The sequence below is a fragment of the Massilia sp. DWR3-1-1 genome (genome assembly GCF_049898325.1).
GTDB lineage: Bacteria > Pseudomonadota > Gammaproteobacteria > Burkholderiales > Burkholderiaceae_D > JAFCUW01.
In genome coordinates this window covers 1-20,040 of record NZ_JAFCXL010000022.1, presented here as the reverse complement: position 1 = coordinate 20,040, position 20,040 = coordinate 1, and the positions used below count along the sequence as shown (strand labels likewise).

20 protein-coding genes are annotated in these 20,040 nt (G+C 68.2%); 17 read left to right on the top strand and 3 right to left on the bottom strand.

Features of this window, described 5'->3' with window-relative positions; translation table 11 throughout:
- Nucleotides 1-2: 2 nt before the first annotated feature.
- The 12 genes from ACP7EY_RS19895 to ACP7EY_RS19840 are packed head-to-tail and all read left to right on the top strand — an operon-like array spanning nucleotide 3 to nucleotide 12,290.
- Complete coding sequence (locus ACP7EY_RS19895) at nucleotides 3-830, top strand: SagB/ThcOx family dehydrogenase (protein ID WP_426196698.1); 828 nt, start codon at nucleotides 3-5, stop codon at nucleotides 828-830.
- A 7-nt stretch (nucleotides 831-837) separates the two neighbouring features.
- A complete protein-coding gene (locus ACP7EY_RS19890) occupies nucleotides 838-2,145 on the top strand; it encodes a YcaO-like family protein (RefSeq protein WP_426196696.1) in 1,308 nt (435 codons plus the stop codon).
- A 10-nt stretch (nucleotides 2,146-2,155) separates the two neighbouring features.
- Nucleotides 2,156-3,361: a site-2 protease family protein gene (locus ACP7EY_RS19885; RefSeq protein ID WP_426196694.1), complete on the top strand. Its 1,206-nt coding sequence runs from the start codon at nucleotides 2,156-2,158 to the stop codon at nucleotides 3,359-3,361.
- Entirely contained in the window at nucleotides 3,355-4,665 is a 1,311-nt protein-coding gene (locus ACP7EY_RS19880) for a TfuA-like protein (protein ID WP_426196692.1), read from the top strand. The genes ACP7EY_RS19885 and ACP7EY_RS19880 overlap by 7 nt, the downstream gene beginning before the upstream one ends.
- A gap of 10 nt (nucleotides 4,666-4,675) precedes the next feature.
- The gene (locus ACP7EY_RS19875; protein WP_426196690.1) at nucleotides 4,676-5,266 is read left to right on the top strand and encodes a CIA30 family protein; all 591 of its coding nucleotides are present in this window, start codon (nucleotides 4,676-4,678) and stop codon (nucleotides 5,264-5,266) included.
- A gap of 10 nt (nucleotides 5,267-5,276) precedes the next feature.
- Complete coding sequence (locus tag ACP7EY_RS19870; protein WP_426196688.1) at nucleotides 5,277-6,176, top strand: ABC transporter ATP-binding protein; 900 nt, start codon at nucleotides 5,277-5,279, stop codon at nucleotides 6,174-6,176.
- On the top strand, nucleotides 6,173-6,937 hold the full coding sequence (locus ACP7EY_RS19865) for an ABC transporter permease (RefSeq protein WP_426196686.1): 765 nt from the start codon (nucleotides 6,173-6,175) through the stop codon (nucleotides 6,935-6,937). Before ACP7EY_RS19870 ends, ACP7EY_RS19865 begins: the two co-directional genes overlap by 4 nt.
- Nucleotides 6,934-8,103 (top strand): ABC transporter permease, encoded by a 1,170-nt coding sequence (locus ACP7EY_RS19860; protein WP_426196684.1) that lies wholly within the window; start codon nucleotides 6,934-6,936, stop codon nucleotides 8,101-8,103. The genes ACP7EY_RS19865 and ACP7EY_RS19860 overlap by 4 nt, the downstream gene beginning before the upstream one ends.
- Entirely contained in the window at nucleotides 8,100-9,290 is a 1,191-nt protein-coding gene (locus ACP7EY_RS19855) for an ABC transporter permease (RefSeq protein WP_426196683.1), read from the top strand. Before ACP7EY_RS19860 ends, ACP7EY_RS19855 begins: the two co-directional genes overlap by 4 nt.
- A 14-nt stretch (nucleotides 9,291-9,304) precedes the next feature.
- Nucleotides 9,305-10,522, top strand: a complete 1,218-nt coding sequence (locus tag ACP7EY_RS19850) for a YcaO-like family protein (protein ID WP_426196681.1) — start codon at nucleotides 9,305-9,307, stop codon at nucleotides 10,520-10,522.
- Nucleotides 10,515-11,564: an efflux RND transporter periplasmic adaptor subunit gene (locus ACP7EY_RS19845; RefSeq protein WP_426196679.1), complete on the top strand. Its 1,050-nt coding sequence runs from the start codon at nucleotides 10,515-10,517 to the stop codon at nucleotides 11,562-11,564. The genes ACP7EY_RS19850 and ACP7EY_RS19845 overlap by 8 nt, the downstream gene beginning before the upstream one ends.
- A 24-nt stretch (nucleotides 11,565-11,588) precedes the next feature.
- Entirely contained in the window at nucleotides 11,589-12,290 is a 702-nt protein-coding gene (locus ACP7EY_RS19840; RefSeq protein ID WP_426196677.1) for an ABC transporter ATP-binding protein, read from the top strand.
- A 53-nt stretch (nucleotides 12,291-12,343) separates the two neighbouring features.
- Here ACP7EY_RS19840 and ACP7EY_RS19835 read toward each other — a convergent pair whose 3' ends face one another.
- A complete protein-coding gene (locus ACP7EY_RS19835; RefSeq protein WP_426196675.1) occupies nucleotides 12,344-13,282 on the bottom strand; it encodes a LysR substrate-binding domain-containing protein in 939 nt (312 codons plus the stop codon).
- Nucleotides 13,283-13,415: 133 nt separating this feature from the next.
- Between ACP7EY_RS19835 and gcl the strand changes: the two genes are divergently transcribed.
- The 5 genes from gcl to ACP7EY_RS19810 are packed head-to-tail and all read left to right on the top strand — an operon-like array spanning nucleotide 13,416 to nucleotide 19,105.
- Complete coding sequence (gene gcl, locus ACP7EY_RS19830; RefSeq protein WP_426196673.1) at nucleotides 13,416-15,164, top strand: glyoxylate carboligase; 1,749 nt, start codon at nucleotides 13,416-13,418, stop codon at nucleotides 15,162-15,164.
- Nucleotides 15,165-15,173: 9 nt separating this feature from the next.
- The gene (gene hyi / locus ACP7EY_RS19825; protein ID WP_426196671.1) at nucleotides 15,174-15,959 is read left to right on the top strand and encodes a hydroxypyruvate isomerase; all 786 of its coding nucleotides are present in this window, start codon (nucleotides 15,174-15,176) and stop codon (nucleotides 15,957-15,959) included.
- A 15-nt stretch (nucleotides 15,960-15,974) separates the two neighbouring features.
- Nucleotides 15,975-16,874, top strand: a complete 900-nt coding sequence (gene glxR, locus ACP7EY_RS19820; protein WP_426196669.1) for a 2-hydroxy-3-oxopropionate reductase — start codon at nucleotides 15,975-15,977, stop codon at nucleotides 16,872-16,874.
- 1 nt (nucleotide 16,875) lies between these two features.
- Nucleotides 16,876-18,150, top strand: a complete 1,275-nt coding sequence (locus tag ACP7EY_RS19815) for a glycerate kinase type-2 family protein (RefSeq protein ID WP_426196668.1) — start codon at nucleotides 16,876-16,878, stop codon at nucleotides 18,148-18,150.
- Nucleotides 18,151-18,175: 25 nt separating this feature from the next.
- Entirely contained in the window at nucleotides 18,176-19,105 is a 930-nt protein-coding gene (locus ACP7EY_RS19810) for a histone deacetylase family protein (protein WP_426196667.1), read from the top strand.
- 273 nt (nucleotides 19,106-19,378) lie between these two features.
- Here ACP7EY_RS19810 and ACP7EY_RS19805 read toward each other — a convergent pair whose 3' ends face one another.
- Nucleotides 19,379-19,561 carry a hypothetical protein gene (locus tag ACP7EY_RS19805; protein WP_426196666.1) on the bottom strand — a complete coding sequence of 61 codons (183 nt, stop codon included), beginning with the start codon at nucleotides 19,559-19,561 and terminating at the stop codon, nucleotides 19,379-19,381.
- A gap of 295 nt (nucleotides 19,562-19,856) precedes the next feature.
- On the bottom strand, nucleotides 19,857-20,040 hold a 184-nt coding region (locus ACP7EY_RS19800; protein ID WP_426196664.1), incomplete at its 5' end, for a hypothetical protein.

The window sequence follows — 20,040 nt, the reverse complement described above, 5'->3', positions numbered from 1 at the left end:
CCATGAAGTCCTTCGATACGCTCAGCAACGCCTACATGTTCGACCACGACGACCACGCCATCGTCGAGGAATTTCACGAGCACACCAAGCTGTCACCGGCCCTCGACGCCCTGTTCAAGCAGCGCGTCACCCTGTTTCTGCGCTCGCCCGCCATTCGCCGCATGGTGGTGCGGGCGTGGAAAACCTATCCGGGCTATGAATCGGTCGCGCTGCCCAAGGCCAGCCTGGGGCCGATGACGCTGGAGCATGCCCTGCGCACGCGCCGCTCGCTGTCGAACACCAGCGCCACTTTCGGCGGCCCTCGCATGACCATCGAGGCGCTCAGCGCGATTCTGTATTTTTCCTATGGCATCACGGGATCGGTCAGCATGGCGCAGCCGGATCAGCCGGCGCAGCCGCTGCGCGCGAGCTGCTCGGCCGGCGGCTTGTACCCGCTGGAAATCTACCCGCTGGTGTTTCATGCCGAGGGCTTGCGCGCGGGCCTGTACCACTACGCGGTCGAGGATCACAGTTTGAGCTTGCTGCGGCCCGACATCGTGCCGGCCGACCTGCTGCGTCACACCACGTCGCAACAGATGTGCGAAGACGCCGACGTGATGTTTGTCGTCACCGCCGTGTTCGAACGTGCCTTGAGCAAGTATTTGCAGCGCGGCTACCGCTTCATCATGAACGACGCGGGCGCGCTTTTGCAAAGCCTGTACCTCAGTACCACCGCCACCGGCTTGCGCGGCTGCGCCTGGGGCGGCTTTTGCGACGACATGGTGGGCGACTTCGTCGGCGCCGACAACCTCAACGAGTGTGTCGTCATCTGTTTCGCGGCGGGAGGCTGACATCGACATGCAGCGCCACCAGGACCCCCGCCAACTGGCGCAGCGCTTGCGCGCGGCGCTGGTTTCGCCCCGCGTTGGCCTGGTCCACGAGCTCGCCGTGCGTCACGGCGCCGTCACGCCGTTTGGTGTGCACATCGCCACCGCACTGCCGGCCCGCCACGCGCGCACCGCCAGCGGCGCCACCCCCGATCTCTGCGGCGGCGTTGCGTTCGACGAAGATGGCGCCAGCATCGCCGCCCTGATGGAGGCGGTCGAGCGCTACTGCCTGCGCCACGGCGCCTTGCGGCGCGCGTGCCAGGGGCCGGCGCGCGATGCCACGTATTTGTATGGGCAGCAGCTGGGCGTGTTCGCCGACTGGCAGTACGGCGATCCACGCTTTCCGTTTGTCGCACAGGACCGCGGCCAGTCGCTACGCTGGATTCGCGGCAGGTCGCTGGTCGATGGCGGCGCCCGTCATATTCCGCTGGCCTGGGTGGCGGTGCCGTTCGAGCCGCTGCACGGGGGCGAACGGCTGTACTGTTCCAATTCGAGCGGCACCGCCGCCGGCCGCAGCGCCCGCGGCGCGCTCGAACGGGCCCTGTTCGAAGTGTGCGAACGCGATGCCTTCATGGTGATGTGGCACCACCGGCTGGCGCTGCCGCGCCTGGCGATCGATGTCGCCGCGCTCACCAGCGCCCGCTTCGCACGCCAGATCGCGGCCTGTCCCGCCACGCTGACCTTCGTCAATCTGACCAACAATTTGCAGGTGCCCGTGGCCATGTGCGTCCTCGAAGCCTGGCGCGCAGGGCGCCGCATCCGCGCGCTCGGCGTGGCAGCCGCCGCCAATATCGAATTTGCCTGTCGCAAGGCGCTGCTCGAGGGCGCCGGCCAGCTGGCGGGGATGATCGACCTGGTGCCGCCGGCCTGGCGGCCGGCGGCGGACTTTTCCAACGTCACCGAGTTTCCCTGTCGCAGCCTGCTCTACAACCTGCCCGAGATGGCGCACTGGTTCGACTTCATGACCGCGTCGGCGCATCTGGTGGCGCCCGCCGCCGTGCCGGCCCTGGCCAGCGGGCAGCGCGGCGTGCTCGCCGCGCTGCTGGGGCGCTTGCGTCCGCACGCCGGCGACATCGTCGCCGTGCCGCTGGCCAGCCCCGAGATAGCAGCGCTGGGCATACACGTGGTCAAGGCGGTCGTGCCGGGGCTGGCCTCGCTGTATGCCGACCACCGCTATCCCCACCTGGGCGCCGCGCGCATCTGGAGCGCCGCCGCGGCGCTCGGCGCGTCGGTGCAGCCGCCACGGCTGCCGCACAACTGTCCGCACCCGTTGGCCTAGGACGATGCCCATGAACCTGCCCACGCCCGTTCCGCATGCCTTGAGCGCCCTGCGCGAGGACCTGGAAATCAGTTTTCAGGTCGATCGCGCGGGCAGGCACGAGTGCGTGGTCAGGGACCCCCGCAACGGCAATGTGTACTGCTTTCCCCGCAAGGCTTTCGACATTTTGCGTCTGACCCGGGCCGGCATGACGCTGGCCGACTTGAGCGCGGCGGTGCCGGCGGCGGCGCCGCCAAAAGTGGCGGCGCTGGTCGCCAAGGCCGCCGCCGCCGGGCTGTTCGACGACGTCGCGCACGTCGCGGTCGCCAACGGCGCCGGCCGGCGGCGCCACCTGCTGCGCTTGTTCTGGGTGATCGGCGAGTGGCCCGTCGAGCGCCTGGCCAGGCGCTGTACGCCGCTGCTGGCGCCCCTGTTCGGCGTGCTGCGCATTCCCGTGGCGTGCCTGCTGCTGGCCGCGCTGGCGATGCTGGCGTGGCACGGGGCACGCTACGTCGACATGCTCAAGATCCTGCCCGGCTATCCCTGGTGGGGCCAGACCGTGCCGCTGCTGCTGGCCAGTTACCTGTGGCATGAACTCGGTCACCTGAGCGCCGCCTGCCTGTATGGCGCGCGCCAGGCACGTGCCGGGGTGGTGCTGTATTTGCTGGTGCCGGCGGCGTTTGTGCGCATCGACGACGTGCACCTGATCGCCCAGCGCCGCCAGCGCGTCGCCGTGGCGCTGGCGGGGGTATATTTCGACGCCATCGTCTTCGCGCTGGCTTTTTTACTGTGGTGCGCCAGCCAGAATTTCAGCGTGATCAACCAGGTTTGCCTGGTCGTTTCGCTGGGCGCGGCCGTGCGCATTGGCGCCAACCTGTTTCCGTTCTGGCGGATGGATGGCTACCGCGCGCTTGAAGAACTGTGCGGCGTGCGCAAGTTGCGCGTGCGCGCCGTGCAGGCCCTGCTTGCGTTGCTGCCCGGCGCGCGCTGGCTGCCGCCGGGCCGCCGGCACGGCGTGCCGCGCGCCGCGCTGATCGGCTACGCCGCGCTGCACCTGCTGGCATCATTGTCGATGGTGCTCTGGACCCACCAGTTTTTCATGCAGCTGATGGGTGCGGCAGGCGCCGGCTGGGGCAGGGTGGCCGCGTTCGGCGCCGCCGGCCTGGTTGCCCTCTCGCTGGTGCTGCAGACGGCCAGCGACGCGCGCCAGACCTACACCGGGAGGGCGCCATGCTGACGCGGGTTTTTCTGGGACCATCGCTGCCGCAGCGCCAGGCGCGCGCGTTGCTGCCGGACGCGCAGATCTGCGCGCCGGCGCGGCAGGGCGATATCTACGACGCCGCCGCATCCGGCCAGGTCGCCTGCATTTGCCTGATCGACGGCCGTTTCCAGGCCGGGCCGGCGGTCTGGCACAAGGAAGTGCTGTACGCGCTGGGACGCGGCGTGCGCGTGGTGGGCGCCGCCAGCATGGGCGCGCTGCGCGCCGCCGAGCTGCACGGGCACGGCATGCACGGGGTCGGCAAAATATTTCGCCTGTTCCGCGATGGCAAACTCAGCGATGACGATGAAGTGGCGGTCTTCCACGCCCCCGCCGAGCTCGACTTCGCCCCCTGTTCAGTCGCCATGGTCAGCGCGCGTCATGCGCTGGCGTGCGCGGTGGCGGCCCGCCGGCTGCCGGCGCCCCTGGCGCTGGCCGCCACGGCGCACCTCAAGTCACTGTATTTCGGCGAGCGCGACTGGAACGCCGTCGCCGCTTTCCTGGGACGCCACGGTGCCGACGTGGCGCCAACCATGGCATTCCTGCAGCAGAGCGGCTTCGACCTGAAACGCCGCGATGCCCTCGCGGCGCTGCGCTGGGTCGCCCGCGCGGGGGGGCGCGCGCGCACGCCCTCGGCGCCGGCCACCTTTGCCGCCACCGGCGTGTGGGGGCGCTTCGTCGCCCGCCGCCGCCCCGATGGCGGGATGGCCGACGACGCGCTGCTCAACGGCTATTGCCGGCTGCGCCACGGTGGCGACCAGCCCTTGCTGCACGAAGCCTGGACCGAAGTGCTCGAGGCCGCGCTGGCCCGCCTGCTGGGTTTGTCCGTGACGCAGGCCCAGCGCCAGGCCGGCATCGAACTGTTGCGCCGCTCGCATGGCCTGTTGCAGCCGCAAGCGACGCGCGCCTGGCTCGATCAGCGCGGTCTCACGCGCGGCCAGTTCGATGGCTGGGCGCTGGCGCTGTCGCGGCGCAAGGTGCTGCAATCGACCATGGCCGACGAACTGCACCGGCGCCTCGCCATCCTGTTCCGGCGGCGTGGCCAGGCCGCCGAACTGGCCGCGGCCATCGATGCGCGGCGCGCCTGCCCGCTGCCGTCGGCGGGCGAGCACGCCGCCCTGGCGGCGTTGACCGCGGTCTATGCCAGCCATTTCGAGGGCGTTCCCGGCGGTCTCCGCCACCATGCCCTGCGTCTCGGCTTCGCCGACGAACGCAGCTTGTTCGAAGCGCTGGCGCGCGAAGCGCACGCCGCCGCCAACCTCCACACCCACAGCGCTCATTGAAGGAGATCCCATGTCCTATCGCAATCGACCCGTCGCCACAATACTGCTTTGCGTGGCGCTCACATTGTCGCTCGCCCAGGCCCAGGCCCAGGATGGCGGTGCGCCGGCGTATCGGCTGTACCGTTTCGCAGCCGCCGACATCGCCGCGCTGCAGACCTACGACGACCGCTGGGCCAAGGGCGACTCAAGCATCACGCTCGCGCCCGCGGGCGGTGGCGTGATGCAGATCAGCGCGCGCCTGGGCAAGCGCTTCGCCTATCCGTTTGCCGGCGTGTCGATGCCGTTTCAGGCGGGCGGCACACCGGTCGACATGCGGCAGTACAAAGGAGTGCGCCTGCAGGTGCGCGGCGAGGCGGTGTTCAAGGTCCAGCTGCTGTCGGCGAACGTGACCGACAACAACGAGTTTGCCAGTGAAGTGGTGAGCGAAAAAGAGTGGAAGACGATCTCGCTGCCATTTCCGTCGTTTGCGCAAAGTCCCTATTGGGGCCGGGCCGTGGCGTGGGATGCGTCGGCACTGCGCGGCGTCAATCTGCATTTCGACGGCATGCCGGGCGCGCCCGCCTTGCAGATCGAGATGCGCGAACTGAGCATGTATCGCTAACGGCGCCATCATGCTCACTATCTGCGATCTGTCGATCTCCTACGGCACCAGGACCGCCCTCGACCGGCTCGATTTCGCCATGGCCGCCGGCGAGATCGTTGGCGTGCTGGGCGCCAACGGCGCTGGCAAGAGTACCCTCGTGGCCGCCATTCTGGGCCTGCGGGCGGCGCCGCCGGGGACGGTGTCGCTGTTCGGCCAGGCGCCGGGCGCGCTGCCGGTGCGGCGGCGCATCGGCGCGATGCTGCAGGACGCCGAATTGCCGGCCGTGTTGCAGGTGCGCGAATTGATCGAGATGACGCGCCGCCTGTACCCGCATCCGCTGCCGCTTGGCGCCGTGGCCGAGCTGCTTGGCCTGGAGGCGGTGCTGCGCCGCCGTTACGGCGAGCTGTCGGGCGGCCAGAAGCGCCGCGTGCAGTGCGCGCTGGCCCTGTGCGGCGATGGCGACCTGCTGATCCTCGACGAGCCGACCAATCACATGGATGAGCAATCGAGCGAGCGCTTCTGGCGCGCCTTGCTCCATTGCGCGCGCAGCGGCAAGTCGATCATCCTGGTGTCGCACAAATGGGATGAAATCGATGCGCTGGCCGACCGCGTGCTCATCCTCGAGCAGGGCAGGGCGGTGCTCGACAGTTCGACGGTGCAGTTGCGGCGCCGGTTCAACATCCACAAGATTTCCTTCTCCAGCAGCCTGCTGCTCGACGACGTCGCCCGGCTGGCGCAGGTGCGTTCGGCGCGCGCGATCGGTCGCAAGATCGAGGTGCTCACGGGCGACGCCGACGCCTTCGTCGACGCCCTGAAACGGCTCGATACCACCTTGTGCGAATTGCAGATCAATACGGCGCCGCTGGACGAGGCGATCCGTTCGATGCTCGCCGAAAGCAACGCGGCCTGCTGGGGCGTGGCGCGATGAAGCCCTGGCTGCTGTGCTATCACGAGATCGTCTCCGATTTGCGCATCGCCGCGCGCACGCCAGGCTTCCTGGTGCCCACCGTGCTCACGCCGCTGGGCTTTTATTGCCTGTTCGTGTACGGCGTGCACGGCGCGGGCGGGGTTGCCGGCGCCGCCCGGCTGATGGTGAACTATGCCATTTTCGGCGCCATGGCCCCCGCCCTGTTCGGCCTGGGCACGGCCCTCGCCGCCGACCGCACGATGGCGTGGATCGACCTGCGCCGCGCTTCGCCGCTGCCGGCCACCGTGTTCATCGCCGGTAAGCTCGGCTATGCTGCGCTGCTGACGCTGGCGTCGACCTTGCCCATCATGTTCGCCGCCTCCTGCGCCGGGGTCGTCCTGGCGCCCCTGAACTGGGCGTTGCTGGTGGCCGTCAACCTGCTCGCGTCCTTGCTCTTTTCCAGCATCGGCCTGGCGATCGGCCTGCTGCTCGAGCAGACCGCTGCGGCGGTGATGGCCAACGTGCTGTTCCTGCCGCTGGCGTTTTTCGGCGGCCTGTGGTTTCCGCTGGGCGCCTTGCATCCGCTGTTGCAGGACATCGGCGCCTTCACGCCCACTTATCGCCTCGGCAACCTGGGGCTGATGGGCGCCGGCCTGATTCAAACGGGCGACTGGATGTTCAACGCGCTGGCGCTGTGGGCCTGGTTGCTGCTGGCCGGCGTCGCCCTCTGGCGCATCTTTTGCGGCTGGCTGCCTGGCCACCCGCGCGCGGAGGCGGCATGACGCGGCTGGCCCTGGCCTGGCGGCTGGCCAACGGCGCCGGCGCCAGGGCGCTGGCCTTCGGCATGACGGTGTGCCTGGCGTTCCTGCTGCTGGGCGTGGCCAGCGCCATCGACACCGGCATGCGCGGCGGCATCCACAGCGGCGACGACGCGCGCCTGGTGGTCACCCATCGCCATTCGCTGTCGAAGTCCTTGCCGCTGTCGTACCAGGGCGAGCTGGCCAGGCTGCCGCAGGTGGACGCGGTGGCGCCGCGCCAGTGGTTCGGCGGCTGGTACCGCGAACCCCAGTTCAGCTTTACCCAGTACATCGTCGACCCCCGCAGCGAGCTTGCGGCACATCCCGGCTTCGCGCTACCGGCCAGCGAGCGGGCGGCGTTTCTCGACGGCGGCAATGGCGTGCTGGTCGGGCGCCGGCTGGCGCAGCGCTTCGGCTGGCGCACGGGCGACGTGGTGGTCGTCAACAGCCCCCTGTGGCCGCACCGGGGCGGCGACGAACGCTGGGAATTTCGCATCGCCGGCGTGTTCGACGTCGACCTCTCCGGTGGCGGTGGCGCCGATGCCGAAGCGATGCTGATCGACCGTCGCTATTTTGGCGCCGAACTGCCCTACGCGCGCAACCTGGTCGGCTGGTACCTCGTCAAGATCGCCGCCAGCGCCGACGCCGAGCAGGTGGCCGCCGCCATCGACGCCGGCTTCGCCGTCAAGGCCGATCCCACCCGCAGTGTCAGCGAACGCACGTTCAGCAACCGCATGACGCACCAGTTGGGCGACATCGGCCGCTTCGGCGCGGCCGTCTCGCTGCTTGTCATGGGCACCTTCGGGCTGGCCATGCTGCTCCATTTCATCCAGAACCGGCACGCCCAACGGACCGATTTTGCCATCCTGTCAGCGCTCGGCTTCGAGCGCTGGCGGCTATGCCTGTACATGGCGGCCGGCGCCAGCCTTCTGTGCGTTGGCGCCGCCGTGACCGGTATCGGCCTGGCGGCCCTGCTGCTGCCTTTGATTCGTGAACAACTGGCCTCGCTGGTGCCGGCGGTGGCCTTGCCGCTGTCGACCTTTGCGCGCGGCGCCGCGCTGGCGCTGGCACTGGCGCTGGCGGCCACGCTGATGGCGGCGGCCCGCCTGCCCGGGGTCGAACAACTCGATGGCGAACGGGGGGCGGTATGAGCGGGCGCACGAAGCCGTATCAATGGTGGACCCTGCTGCGCACCTTTGCCAGCGGCGCGCGCGCCAATCTGCGCCTGTACCTGGTGCTGATGGCAGGGGTGGGGGTGTCGGTGTTCGTGCTGTGCTGGCTGCTGGCCTTGCGCGACGGCTTTGCCAGGACGCTGGCGCAGACCGGCCACGGCGACCAGCTGGTGGTGCTGCGCCACGGCGCCAGCAGCGAGTCGACCAGCTACATCGCGCCGCTCGAGGCGGCCGCGTTGCAGAACGATCCGCTGGTGCAGCGTGGTGCCGGCGGCGCCATGGCGTCGGCGGAATTCTATTCCGTCAACAACCTCGACGCCGCCGCGGGCGCGCCGCCCATCTCGGTCGGCGTGCGTGGGGTCGGTCCGATGGGCGCGCCGCTGCGCCCTGCGTTTCGCCTGGTCGCCGGCGCCATGTTCGCCCCCGGCACGCGCGAGATCGTGGTCGGCAAGGCGATTGCCCCCCGCCTGGCCCACGGCGGCGTCGGCGACCAGTTGGCGATCCAGGGCGTGGCCTGGAAAATTGCCGGCGTGTTTGCCAGTGGCGACGTCCACGAGTCGGAAATCTGGGCCGATGCGGCCGTGGTGCAAAACACCCTGCGGCTGGGCGGTTACCAGTCGATCCTGCTGCGCATCGACGGCGATGGCGCCCGCGCCGCCTACCGGGCCCGCATCGCGCGCGACGCCAGCCTGCACGCGACGGCCTTGCCGGAACCCGAGTACTACGCCCGCAACGGCAGCCAGTTCCCCAGGATCATCGGCCACATTACCTCGCTGATCGGCCTGGTGATGCTGGCCGGCGCCTGCATGAACACGTATAACTTCATGGCCTTCCTGGCCGATTTGCGGCGCTTTCAGATCGGCGTGCTGCGGGCGATCGGCTATAGCCCCGGCGCCATTACCTGCGCCGTGCTGATCGAAGGCCTGACGCTGACGGGCGCCGGCGCCTTGCTGGGCTGGCTGTGCGCGTGGCTGGTGTTCGACGGGCGCAGCGCCAACACCATCAACCAGGATGCGTTGACCCAGGTGGTGTTCGCCTACACGGTCAACCTGCGCCACGCCAGCATCGCCGTCGGCATGGCGCTGCTGGCCGCGCTGATCGGCGGCAGTGTGTCGGCGGCGCGGGTGGCCGGCGCCACTGTGCGTCAACTATTATTGAGTCGCTAAGCGTGGCGCCGCCGATGTTTCCCGAACTCGATCACGCCATCGCCCCCACGGCGCCGCTGGCGGCCACCGTGGCGCGCCTGCTGCCGGCCGCGCGCGCCCTCGGCGTGACGCGCCTGGCCAATCTGACGGGCCTGGACCGGATCGGCTTGCCGGTCTGGTCGGCCGTACGCCCCGACGCCCTGACCCTGGCCAGTGCGATGGGCAAGGGCTTATCCGACGATGCCGCCCGCGCCGGCGCCTTGATGGAATCGATCGAGATCTGGCATGCCGAACACTTCGCCGGCCCGCTGCTGTTCGACGCGCCCGCCGCCGTGCGCCGCGGCAGTACCGTGCTGGCGCTCGAGCTGCTGGCGCGCCGCCGCGCCATCGCCCTCGACTGGCAGCAACCGATGCTGCTGACGGCGGCGCACGATCTGGCCAGCGGTGCGCCGTGCTGGCTGCCATGGGAAGTGGTGAGCATGGACCTGCGCTCGGCGAGCGTCTTGCGCAGCACGTTCATCCGCTCCACCGATGGCCTGGCCGGCGCCATGTGCCGCCAGCACGCCCTGCTGCATGCCCTGTGCGAACTGGTCGAGCGCGACGCCGTCTGGCACTGGCGCCAGCATGATCGCGCCAGCCCCGCGCGGCGGGTCGAGCCGGCGACGGCCGGGCCGGTACTGGCTGGCATCGCCGCGCGGATCGCCCCGCATGCGGCGCTGGCGCTATGGGATATCACCCCTTCGCACGGGATTGCCTGCTATGCCTGCGTGCTGGTCGACCTGCCGGGCGTGCCGGACGCTGCGCTCATTGGCTGCTGCGCCGGCTACGCCTGCCGGCCCGATGCGCAGGGCGCCGCCATCGCCGCCGTGCTCGAAGCGGTACAGGCGCGCGCCGCCCTGATCGCCGGCGCGCGCGACGATCTCGATGAGGCCGAATATGCCGCCTGCCGGGCGCCGGCGCTGGTGGCCGCGCTGCAGGGGGAGATCGGCGAGGCCGGCGACCGGCAGGCGCTGCGTGCCGATTTCGAGGGCGGACCAGCGCCCCTGCGCAGCCTGCTCAATGCCTTGCACGCCTATGGCTGCCAGCAGATCGCGGCGGTCGACCTGAGCCGGCCGGAAGTGGGCTTGCCGGTCATCAAACTGGTGGCGCCCCAGTTGCGCTGCGGCGTTTTCAACAGCTACACGGCACAGCGGCAGCAACACGGCGGCGCCGATCGACAGGATCATGCACAGCGGGAGCGACAACATGTTTGACAATACACTGGCCGGGCACGCGCGCGAGGCCGCCGCGGGCCACGAATCGATCTTGCTCGACAAGCTCAATGCGCTGCGTTACGACAGCGAGCCGGAGCGGCACCGGCCAGGGCGCCAGCGTATGCTGCTGGGCGCGCTGGCGGGGGGCGGCCTGGTGCTGGGCCTGGTGTTGGGCCTGGCACTGGCGCGGCGTGCGCCCGCACCCGTGGCCGCGCCGGCGCCGGCGCCGGCGCACGGCCTGCCCGCCGGCGCGCCGTCCGCGCCGGCCGCGGCCTACATCCTGCAAGGCTTCGTGGTGGCGCAGCGGCAGGCGACGGTGTCATCGAACGTGGCGGGGCGCATCGAATCGGTCGACGTGAGAGAGGGCGAGCTGGTGCGCAAGGGGCAGTTGCTGGCGACCATAGACGGCCGCGGCGCGCGCGCCCAGGTGGCCATGGCGGAAAGTCACCTGCGGGTGGCGCAGGCGCAGCTGGCCGAACGCGCTGTCGATGTCGAGCGCGCGCAGGTGGAGCGCAAACGCACCGCAATGCTGGTCGAGGCGCGTATGTTGACGGCCGCCGCCGGCCGCGAGGCCGACCTGAAGGTGGCCGGCGCCGAGCGCCAGTTGCGCACGGCAACGGAGACCGTGGCTGCGCAGCAAGATGCCGTCAGCGTCGCCCGCATCGCCCACGACGACACCCGGGTGGTGGCGCCGTTCGACGGCCTGGTGATCGCCATGAGCGCCCAGCCCGGCGAAACCATCAGCCCCTTGTCGGCGGTCGGCTCGAACACCCGTTCCGGCATCTGCACGATCGCCGACATGTCCGCCCCCGAAGTACAGCTCGACATTGCCGAGAAAATGCTGGAACGAATCAAGGTGGGGCAGGCCGTCAGCGTCAGCATCGACGCACTGCCGAACCTGGTGCTCAAGGGGAAAGTTGCGTCGATCGGCGTGGCCGTCAACCGGGGCGCCGCCGTGATTCCCGTCCGGATCGCCATCGAGCCCGGCAAGCGCAGTTTGCTGCCCGACATGAGCGCCACCGTCAGCTGGACCGCGCTGTGACACTGATCTGATTGAAAGGCCACCATGGACATCACCCTTGCAGGCGTCGATAAATGCTATCAGCGGGGCCGTCACCGCGTGTCCGTGCTGCGCGGACTCGATTTTGCGTGCGCCGCCGGCGAATTGGTGGCGATCATGGGCCCGTCCGGGTCCGGCAAGAGCAGCTTGATCCACTTGATCGGCGGCATGGACCGTCCCGACGCCGGCAGCGTGCGGGTGGGGGCGGCGCAGCTGACGTCGATGAACAACGCCGCGCTCGTCAAATGGCGCGCGCACGCGGTGGGGTTTGTGTTCCAACAGCCGTTCCTGCTGGGCGCCCTGAGCGCCTGGCGCAATGTCGAACTGCCCTTGCTGCTGACCGACATGCGGGCCGACCAGCGCCGCCGGCGGGTCGCCCTCGCGCTCGAACTGGTCGGCCTGGCCGACCGCGGCCAGCACCGTCCGCAGGAGCTGTCCGGCGGCGAGGAGCAGCGGGTGGCGATCGCCCGCGCCGTGGTGGGCGACCCGCCCCTGCTCATTTGCGATGAGCCAACGGGCAGCCTCGACCGCGCGGCAGCCGACCAGATCCTGGTCCTGCTGCGCACCTTGCAGCGCGAGTTGCGCAAGACCGTGCTGATCGTGTCGCACGACCCGCAGGTGGCGCACAGCGTCGACCGCATCATGGTGCTCGACGGCGGCAAACTGGTCGCCGCGCCGTCTCCGCGCCGGCACGGGGAAATCGCCTGAGCGGCCATCGCCGCCAGATGCGCGCCGCTGCCGGTATCCCGCACCGGCCTGGTCTAGCGGCCGATGCCGTCCAGATTCGACGGCATCGGCCGCTGCCAGTAGCCGGCCTGCGCATAGGTGGCCTTGAGGGCATCGATAAAAAAGCGCACCTTGGCCGGCAGGTGCCGTTGCTGCACATAGACGGCGACGATGTCGTAGTCGGGCAGGGCGTATTCGTCGAGCACCGTGATGAGTTGGCCGGCGGCCAGCTGCGCCTGGATCTCCCAGGTCGAGCGCCAGGCCAGGCCCAGTGACTCGCTGGCCCAGCGGTGCAGCAGTTCGCCGTCGTTGCAGTCGAGGTTGCCCTGCACCCGCACGGTGACGGCCTTGCCCTCCTTCTGAAAATACCAGCCCCGCTGCTGGCCGCCCTGCAGATTGAACGCCAGGCAGTTGTGGTGGGCCAGGTCGTCGAGCTTGCGGGGAATGCCGTAGCGCTCGAAGTACTCGGGGGTGGCGCACACCACGCGGCGGTTGGTCGCCAGCTTGACGGCGACGAAATTCGGATCGATCACGCCGCCGATACGGATGCCCACGTCGTACCCCTCGCGCACCAGGTCGACCACCTGGTCGGTCAGGTTGAACGAGATCTGCACTTTCGGGTTGGCGGCGACGAAGGCGGGCGCGTGCGGCGCCACGTGCAGGCGCCCGAACGCCGCCGGCGCCGACACGATCAGGTGGCCGCTGGCCTTGTAGCGCCCCTCGGAGACGATGGTCTCGGCCAGTTCGACGTCCTGCAGCAGCTTGCGGCAATGGTCGAGGAAGACCTGGCCCTGTTCAGTCAGCGTCAGGTGCCGCGTGGTGCGGTGCAGCAGCTTGACGCCCAGCCGTTTTTCGAGGGCGTCGATGCGCCGGCCCAGCATCACCGGCGTGATGTTCTGCTCGAGCGCGGCGCGCGCGAGACTGCCCTTTTCGACGGCGTCGACGAAGGCTTCCATCTGTTTGAGCTTGTCCATGGGTTCTCGTGGGGTTGATCACATTCCATACCTGGAGTATCGAATACACCGATATTTTGTCATCTTATCAGGCGCGCCCGTAAGCCCTAGCATAGCGCTATCGAACAATACCATTCTAATATCGGAGATTGACATGGCAAAGATGACGGCAGCGGAAGCGGCAGTGTGGGTGATGGAAAAAGAGGGCGTCAGCGTCGCCTTCGGCGTGCCCGGCGCCGCCATTAACCCCTTGTATTCGGCGCTGAGGAAGCGCGACAGCATTCGCCACATCCTGGCGCGCCACGTCGAGGGCGCCTCGCACATGGCCGAGGGCTACACCCGCGCCAAGGCGGGCAACCTGGGCGTGTGCATCGGCACGTCCGGTCCGGCCGGCACCGACATGATCACGGGCCTGTATTCGGCCCAGGCCGATTCGATACCTATTCTTTGCATTACCGGCCAGGCGCCCCGCGCCCGCATCTACAAGGAAGACTTCCAGGCGGTCGACATCGAGTCGATCGCCAAGCCCGTCACCAAGTGGGCCGTCACCGTGCGCGAGCCGGCGCTGGTGCCGCGCGTGTTCCAGCAGGCGTTTCACCTGATGCGCTCGGGCCGCCCCGGTCCGGTGCTGATCGACCTGCCGTTCGACGTGCAGATGGCGGTGATCGAATTCGATCCCGACACCTACGAGCCGATGGAGCTGTACAAGCCGAAGGCGACCCGCGCCCAGGTGGAAAAGGCGCTCGGCATGTTGAACGACGCGCGCCGTCCCCTGATCACCGCCGGCGGCGGCATCATCAACGCCGACGCCTCGAAGCTGCTGGTGGAGTTCGCCGAGATCACCGGCGTGCCGGTCATTCCCACCCTGATGGGCTGGGGCTGCATCCCGGACGACCATCCGCAAATGGCCGGCATGGCAGGCCTGCAGACGAGCCACCGCTACGGCAATGCGACGGTGCTGGCGTCGGACTTCATGATCGGCATCGGCAACCGCTGGGCCAACCGCCACACCGGCTCCATCGAGGTGTTCACCAAGGACCGCACCTTCGTCCACATCGATATCGAACCGACCCAGATCGGCCGCGTGTTCGGCCCCGATTTCGGCATCGTCTCGGACGCGAAGGTGGCGCTCGAACTGCTCATCGAAGTGGCCAAAGAATGGCGCGCGGCCGGCAAGCTCAATGACCGCAGCGACTGGCTGGCCGAGTGCCAGGAGAGAAAGCGCACCATGCTGCGCAAGTCCGATTTCGACGACGTGCCGGTCAAGCCGCTGCGCGTGTACCACGAGATGAACGCCTATTTTGGGCGCGACGTGCGCTACGTCGCCAGCATCGGCCTGTCGCAGATCGCCGCCGCCCAGTTCCTGCACGTGAACCACCCGCGCCACTGGATCAACTGCGGCCAGGCCGGCCCGCTGGGCTGGACCATCTCGGCCGCGCTGGGCGTGCGCGCGGCCGACCCGACCGGCGACATCGTCGCCATCTCGGGCGACTACGATTTCCAGTTCATGATCGAGGAGCTGGCCGTGGGCGCGCAGTTCAAGCTGCCTTACATCCACGTGCTGGTCAATAATTCCTACCTGGGCCTGATCCGCCAGGCCCAACGCAACTTCGAGATGGATTACTGCGTCCAGCTGTCGTTCGAGAACATCAACAACGCGCTGCCGGAAATGGAAGGGCGCGGGGTTGACCACGTCGCCGTCGTCGAGGGCCTTGGCTGCAAGGCGATCCGCGTGTTCAAGCCCGACGACATCATCCCCGCCTTCGAGCAGGCCCGCGTGCTGATGGCCAAATACAGCGTGCCGGTGGTGGTCGAGGTCATCCTCGAGCGCGTCACCAATATCGCGATGGGGATGGAGATCGACGCCATCAATGAATTTAACGACGTCCTCAACGTCCAATAAGGAAGCGCCATGACCAAGCTCGCCGCCAATCTCACCATGCTGTTCAATGAAGTCGATTTCCTCGACCGCTTCGGCGAAGCGGCCAGGGCCGGCTTCAAGGGCGTCGAATTTCTGTTCCCGTACGCCTTCGAGGCCGGCCGCATCGCCGAGCAGCTCGATCAACACCGCCTGCAACTGGTGCTGCACAATCTCCCTGCCGGCAACTGGGACGCGGGCGAACGGGGCATCGCCTGCGACCCCGCCCGCAGCGGCGAATTCCAGGACGGCGTGGGCAAGGCCGTCAACTACGCGCGCGCGCTGGGCGTGACGCAGCTGAACTGCCTGGTCGGCATCAAGCCGGCCCACGTCGACGAGGACAAGGCCTACGCCAGCGTGGTCGACAACCTGCGCTTTGCCGCCAGGTCGCTGCAGGCGCACGGCATCGGCCTGTTGATCGAGCCGATCAACACCTTCGATATTCCCGGCTTCTACCTGAGCAGCACCGCGCAGGCGCTGGGCATCATCGCCGAGACGGGGTCGGCCAACATCAAGGTCCAGTACGACATTTATCACATGCAGCGCATGGAGGGCGAGCTGGCCGCCACCATCCGGCGCAACCTGGCGCAGATCGGTCACATCCAGCTGGCCGACAATCCGGGCCGCTTCGAGCCGGGCACGGGCGAGATCAATTACCGCTACCTGCTGCCGATGCTCGACGAGATCGGCTACACGGGCTGGGTGGGCTGCGAATACAAGCCGAAGGACGGCACCGCCAAGGGGCTGCGCTGGATCGCCGAACATGGCATCACCGAATAATCAAGGAGACATGCAATGAGCACCAACGGATTGAAAGTGGGCTTTATCGGCCTTGGCATCATGGGCGCGCCGATGGCGGCCAACCTGCAGGCGGGCGGCTGCAAGCTGTACCTGCATGACCAGAAAAACCCGCCGGCGCCCCTGATCGATGGCGGCGCCACCGTCTGCACCTCGAGCGCCGAAGTGGCCAAGCGCGCCGACATCATTATCATCATGGTGCCCGACACGCCGCACGTGGAGGCGGTGCTGTTCGACGCCGACGGCGTCGCCGCCGGCCTCTCGGGCGGCAAGGTGGTCGTCGACATGAGTTCGATCTCGCCGATGGCGACCAAGACCTTCGCCAAAAAAATCAACAAGCTCGGTTGCGACTATCTCGACGCCCCCGTCTCCGGCGGCGAAGTGGGCGCGCGCGCCGCCTCCCTCACCATCATGGTGGGCGGCAGCGAGGAAGCCTTCGCCAGGGTCAAGCCCCTGTTCGACCTGATGGGCAAGAACATCACCCTGGTGGGCGCCAATGGCGACGGCCAGACCACCAAGGTGGCCAACCAGATCATCGTCGCGCTCAACATCCAGGCGGTGTCGGAAGCGCTGCTGTTCGCCTCCAAGGCGGGCGCCGATCCGGCCAAGGTGCGGCAGGCGCTGATGGGCGGCTTTGCCGCGTCGCGCATTCTCGAGGTGCACGGCGAGCGCATGGTCAAGCGCACCTTCGCGCCCGGCTTTCGCATCGAACTGCACCAGAAGGACCTGAACCTGGCGCTGCAAGGGGCCAAGGCGATGGGGGTGTCGCTGCCCAACACCGCCACCGTGCAGGAGCTGATGAATTCCTGCGCCGCCCACGGCGGCAGCGCGCTCGACCACTCGGCCCTGTGCCAGGCGATCGAGCGCATGTCGAACCACCAGATCGCCAAGGCCTGAGGTGGCGCCGCAGACCGACCAGCCGCGCCAACTCCTGCGCGCGCTGTTCGACGCCGCGGTGGGCGCCGTCACCAGCGCCGGCTGCCTGCCTGCTTTCCTGCCGCCGGCGCCGCCCAACGGGCGCCTGATCGTGATCGGCGCCGGCAAGGGCGCCGCCGAGATGGCGCGCGTGGTGGAGGGACACTATCCGGGGCCGCTGACGGGCATCGTCGTCACCCGTTACGGCCACGCGGTGCCGTGCCAGCGCATCGAGGTGCTTGAAGCGGCCCACCCGGTGCCCGATGCAGCGGGGGCGGCAGCCGCCCGCCGCATCCTCGACAGCGTGGCCGGCCTGAGCGAACACGACCTGGTGCTGTGCCTGATCTCGGGCGGCGGCTCGGCGCTGCTGGCGCTGCCCGCCGACGGCGTCACCCTGCAGGACAAGCAGGCCCTCAACAGCGCCTTGCTGCACAGCGGCGCCACCATCGGCGAGATGAACTGCGTGCGCAAGCACCTCTCGGCCATCAAGGGTGGCCGGCTGGCGCTGGCCTGCGCGCCCGCACGCGTGGTGACGCTGCTCATTTCGGACGTGCCGGGCGACGACCCCGCCGTCGTCGCCAGCGGCCCCAGCCTGCCCGATGACGGCAGCTGCGCCGAGGCGCTGGCGATCCTGGCGCGCTATGCCATCGCCGTGCCCGAGCACGTGCGCGCCGTGCTCACCTCCGGCCGCGGCGAAACGCCGAAGGGGGACGATCCCCGTTTTGCGGGCAACAGCGTGCACGTGATCGCCTCGGCCCGCATCGCGCTTGAGGCTGCCGCTGCGCGCGCGCACGCCGCCGGCTTGACTGCCCACATCCTCGCCGACGACATCGAGGGAGAGGCGCGCGATATCGCCCTCATGCACGCCAGCCTGGCGCGCGCGGTGCTGCGCCACGGCGCGCCGTTCCAGCGGCCCTGCGTGATCCTGTCGGGCGGCGAGACCACGGTGACGGTCAAGGGGGGCGGGCGGGGCGGGCGCAACACGGAATTCCTGCTGGCCCTGGCGCTGGCGCTCGATGGCCAGTCGGGCGTGTATGCGCTCGCCTGCGACACCGACGGCATCGACGGCTCCGAGGACAATGCGGGCGCCGTGCTGGCGCCGGACAGCCTGGCACGCGCCGACGCCTGCGGTTTGCGCGCCCGTGCAATGCTGGACAATAATGACGGCTACAGCTTTTTCCAAGCGCTGGGCGACCTGGTCGTATGCGGACCGACGCTCACCAATGTCAACGACCTGCGCGCCATCCTGATCCTGTGACGGGGGCGCCGACCAGAGGAGCGCCATGAGCACACTCGTTTATACCCACCAGGACTGCTTCCGGCACGATCCCGGCAGCAGCCACCCGGAGTCGCCGGCCCGCCTGCAGGCGGTGCTCGAGGTGCTGCAAGGGCCCGCCTTTGAAGCGCTGGCATGGCGCGACGCCCCGCTGGGCACGCGCCGCCAGGCCGCGCTGGTACACGACGAGGCCTTCGTCGACGCCGTCGCCGACCTCGCCCCGGCCAGCGGCAGGGTCGCCCTCGACGGCGGCGACACGGTGATGTCGCCCGGCTCTTGGAATGCCGTCATGCGCTGCATTGGCGCCGCCTGCGCCGGCGTCGATGCCGTCATGGCGGGCGAGTACGACAATGTGTTTTGTGCCACGCGCCCCTGCGGCCACCATGCCGAGCCGGACCGGGCGATGGGCTTTTGCATCTTCAACCAGGCCGCCATCGCCGCCGTCCACGCGCTGCAGCACCACGACCTCGAGCGGGTCGCCGTGGTCGACTTCGACGTCCACCATGGCAATGGCACCCAGGCGGCCTTCTATGCCCGTCCGGAGCTGTTTTATGGCTCGAGCCACCAGTCACCCCTGTACCCAGGCACCGGCGCCGCCTCCGAGCACGGGGTGGCCGACAACATCGTCAACGTGCCGCTGCCACCGGGCTGCGCCTCTGCCATGTTCCGCGAGCGTATCGCCGCCGAACTGCTGCCGAAGCTGCGCGCCTTCCGGCCCGATTTCCTGATTATTTCGGCCGGCTTCGACGCCCACCGGCTCGATCCGCTGGCGGGCATGAACCTGGAAGACGACGACTACCGCTGGGTGACGCAGGAACTGATGGCGGTGGCCGACGAACTGTGCGCGGGTCGCATCGTCTCGGTGCTCGAGGGCGGCTACAGCGGGGAAGGGCTGGCCGGCGGCATGGCGGCCCACGTCAAGGCGCTGATGCGCTAACGGGCGGGGGCGACGCCGGCACGCCATGCCGCCGCCGCAGCCGGGTTCACGCGGCCGGTATTGCCAGGCGATGCCGGTCAGCCGGGCGCGCTGGTGGGAATGCCTTGGTTTATTTCCATCTTACAGAGCCGCCAAAGCCGGGCCTGTCCTGCGCATTTTTCATTGCCTTTTTAGGCGTGGGAAACCGGTTGCCGAGATGAAAATCTCGCGGCCATCGCTACGCGAAGCAGGCGACCCATTGCGGACCTTCACCGGGACGCTTGGCCAACTACATCAGGCGCTGTGCCTGTCAGCACGAATAGGCAAGAGAACCTCGAAATCGCCAAGTGAATGTCGTTCTGGGACTTCAAGTGGGCCACCTTGGTCTGCTATCGCATTCCAGCTGGTTTCTGGAATGCGTTCCTGGACCGAAAGATCTACTTTTGCATCATCCATTAACGCGGAGAGCTTGCTCATCGTATTTTTGAATGCGTTATTTCTGAAAAACGTCAGAGTCCGCTTCTGGCCGAGATCCGTTCTTCGACAAGCATAGTATTTTACCAACGCGAAAAAACGCTGCCGGCTGGTTTCGATCCGTGGCGCCCGTTCACTGTTTCGACCCATTGCGGCCATTCAAAGCCATCATGTTTTTATGAAAAAAACACGATTAATCCGGTAAAGGCAAAGACGCTGAGAATCGTGCAAACCCAGCCTTCCCAACTTAATGGAGTAAAACCGAAACCGAATTTTCTTGGACCAAACCACGGCTTGCTCATCGTTTCATTCTCCTGTTGTTTAGAGTGAAAACTGGGTAAACTATAAAAAATGCAACCGTCTGCTTTTGGCCGTACATGGACGCCCCCGGTTTGCCAAGCATACATTCATTGATGAGCTGGAGGTAAGATTGCACCCGTACATCCGGACTTTCTTGCAGCTGGAACTGCTGCGGTCCCTGA

Excerpts from the sequence above, each read along its gene's own strand:
- ACP7EY_RS19860 (WP_426196684.1), top strand. The coding sequence starts at position 6,934 with ATGACGCGGCTGGCCCTGGCCTGGCGGCTGGCCAACGGCGCCGGCGCC.
- ACP7EY_RS19880 (WP_426196692.1), top strand. The coding sequence starts at position 3,355 with ATGCTGACGCGGGTTTTTCTGGGACCATCGCTGCCGCAGCGCCAGGCG.
- ACP7EY_RS19850 (WP_426196681.1), top strand. The coding sequence starts at position 9,305 with ATGTTTCCCGAACTCGATCACGCCATCGCCCCCACGGCGCCGCTGGCG.
- ACP7EY_RS19805 (WP_426196666.1), bottom strand. The coding sequence starts at position 19,561 with ATGAGCAAGCTCTCCGCGTTAATGGATGATGCAAAAGTAGATCTTTCG.
- ACP7EY_RS19875 (WP_426196690.1), top strand. The coding sequence starts at position 4,676 with ATGTCCTATCGCAATCGACCCGTCGCCACAATACTGCTTTGCGTGGCG.
- ACP7EY_RS19865 (WP_426196686.1), top strand. The coding sequence starts at position 6,173 with ATGAAGCCCTGGCTGCTGTGCTATCACGAGATCGTCTCCGATTTGCGC.
- ACP7EY_RS19835 (WP_426196675.1), bottom strand. The coding sequence starts at position 13,282 with ATGGACAAGCTCAAACAGATGGAAGCCTTCGTCGACGCCGTCGAAAAG.
- ACP7EY_RS19890 (WP_426196696.1), top strand. The coding sequence starts at position 838 with ATGCAGCGCCACCAGGACCCCCGCCAACTGGCGCAGCGCTTGCGCGCG.
- ACP7EY_RS19810 (WP_426196667.1), top strand. The coding sequence starts at position 18,176 with ATGAGCACACTCGTTTATACCCACCAGGACTGCTTCCGGCACGATCCC.
- hyi (WP_426196671.1), top strand. The coding sequence starts at position 15,174 with ATGACCAAGCTCGCCGCCAATCTCACCATGCTGTTCAATGAAGTCGAT.
- ACP7EY_RS19895 (WP_426196698.1), top strand. The coding sequence starts at position 3 with ATGAAGTCCTTCGATACGCTCAGCAACGCCTACATGTTCGACCACGAC.
- glxR (WP_426196669.1), top strand. The coding sequence starts at position 15,975 with ATGAGCACCAACGGATTGAAAGTGGGCTTTATCGGCCTTGGCATCATG.
- ACP7EY_RS19840 (WP_426196677.1), top strand. The coding sequence starts at position 11,589 with ATGGACATCACCCTTGCAGGCGTCGATAAATGCTATCAGCGGGGCCGT.
- ACP7EY_RS19870 (WP_426196688.1), top strand. The coding sequence starts at position 5,277 with ATGCTCACTATCTGCGATCTGTCGATCTCCTACGGCACCAGGACCGCC.
- ACP7EY_RS19845 (WP_426196679.1), top strand. The coding sequence starts at position 10,515 with ATGTTTGACAATACACTGGCCGGGCACGCGCGCGAGGCCGCCGCGGGC.
- ACP7EY_RS19885 (WP_426196694.1), top strand. The coding sequence starts at position 2,156 with ATGAACCTGCCCACGCCCGTTCCGCATGCCTTGAGCGCCCTGCGCGAG.
- gcl (WP_426196673.1), top strand. The coding sequence starts at position 13,416 with ATGGCAAAGATGACGGCAGCGGAAGCGGCAGTGTGGGTGATGGAAAAA.
- ACP7EY_RS19855 (WP_426196683.1), top strand. The coding sequence starts at position 8,100 with ATGAGCGGGCGCACGAAGCCGTATCAATGGTGGACCCTGCTGCGCACC.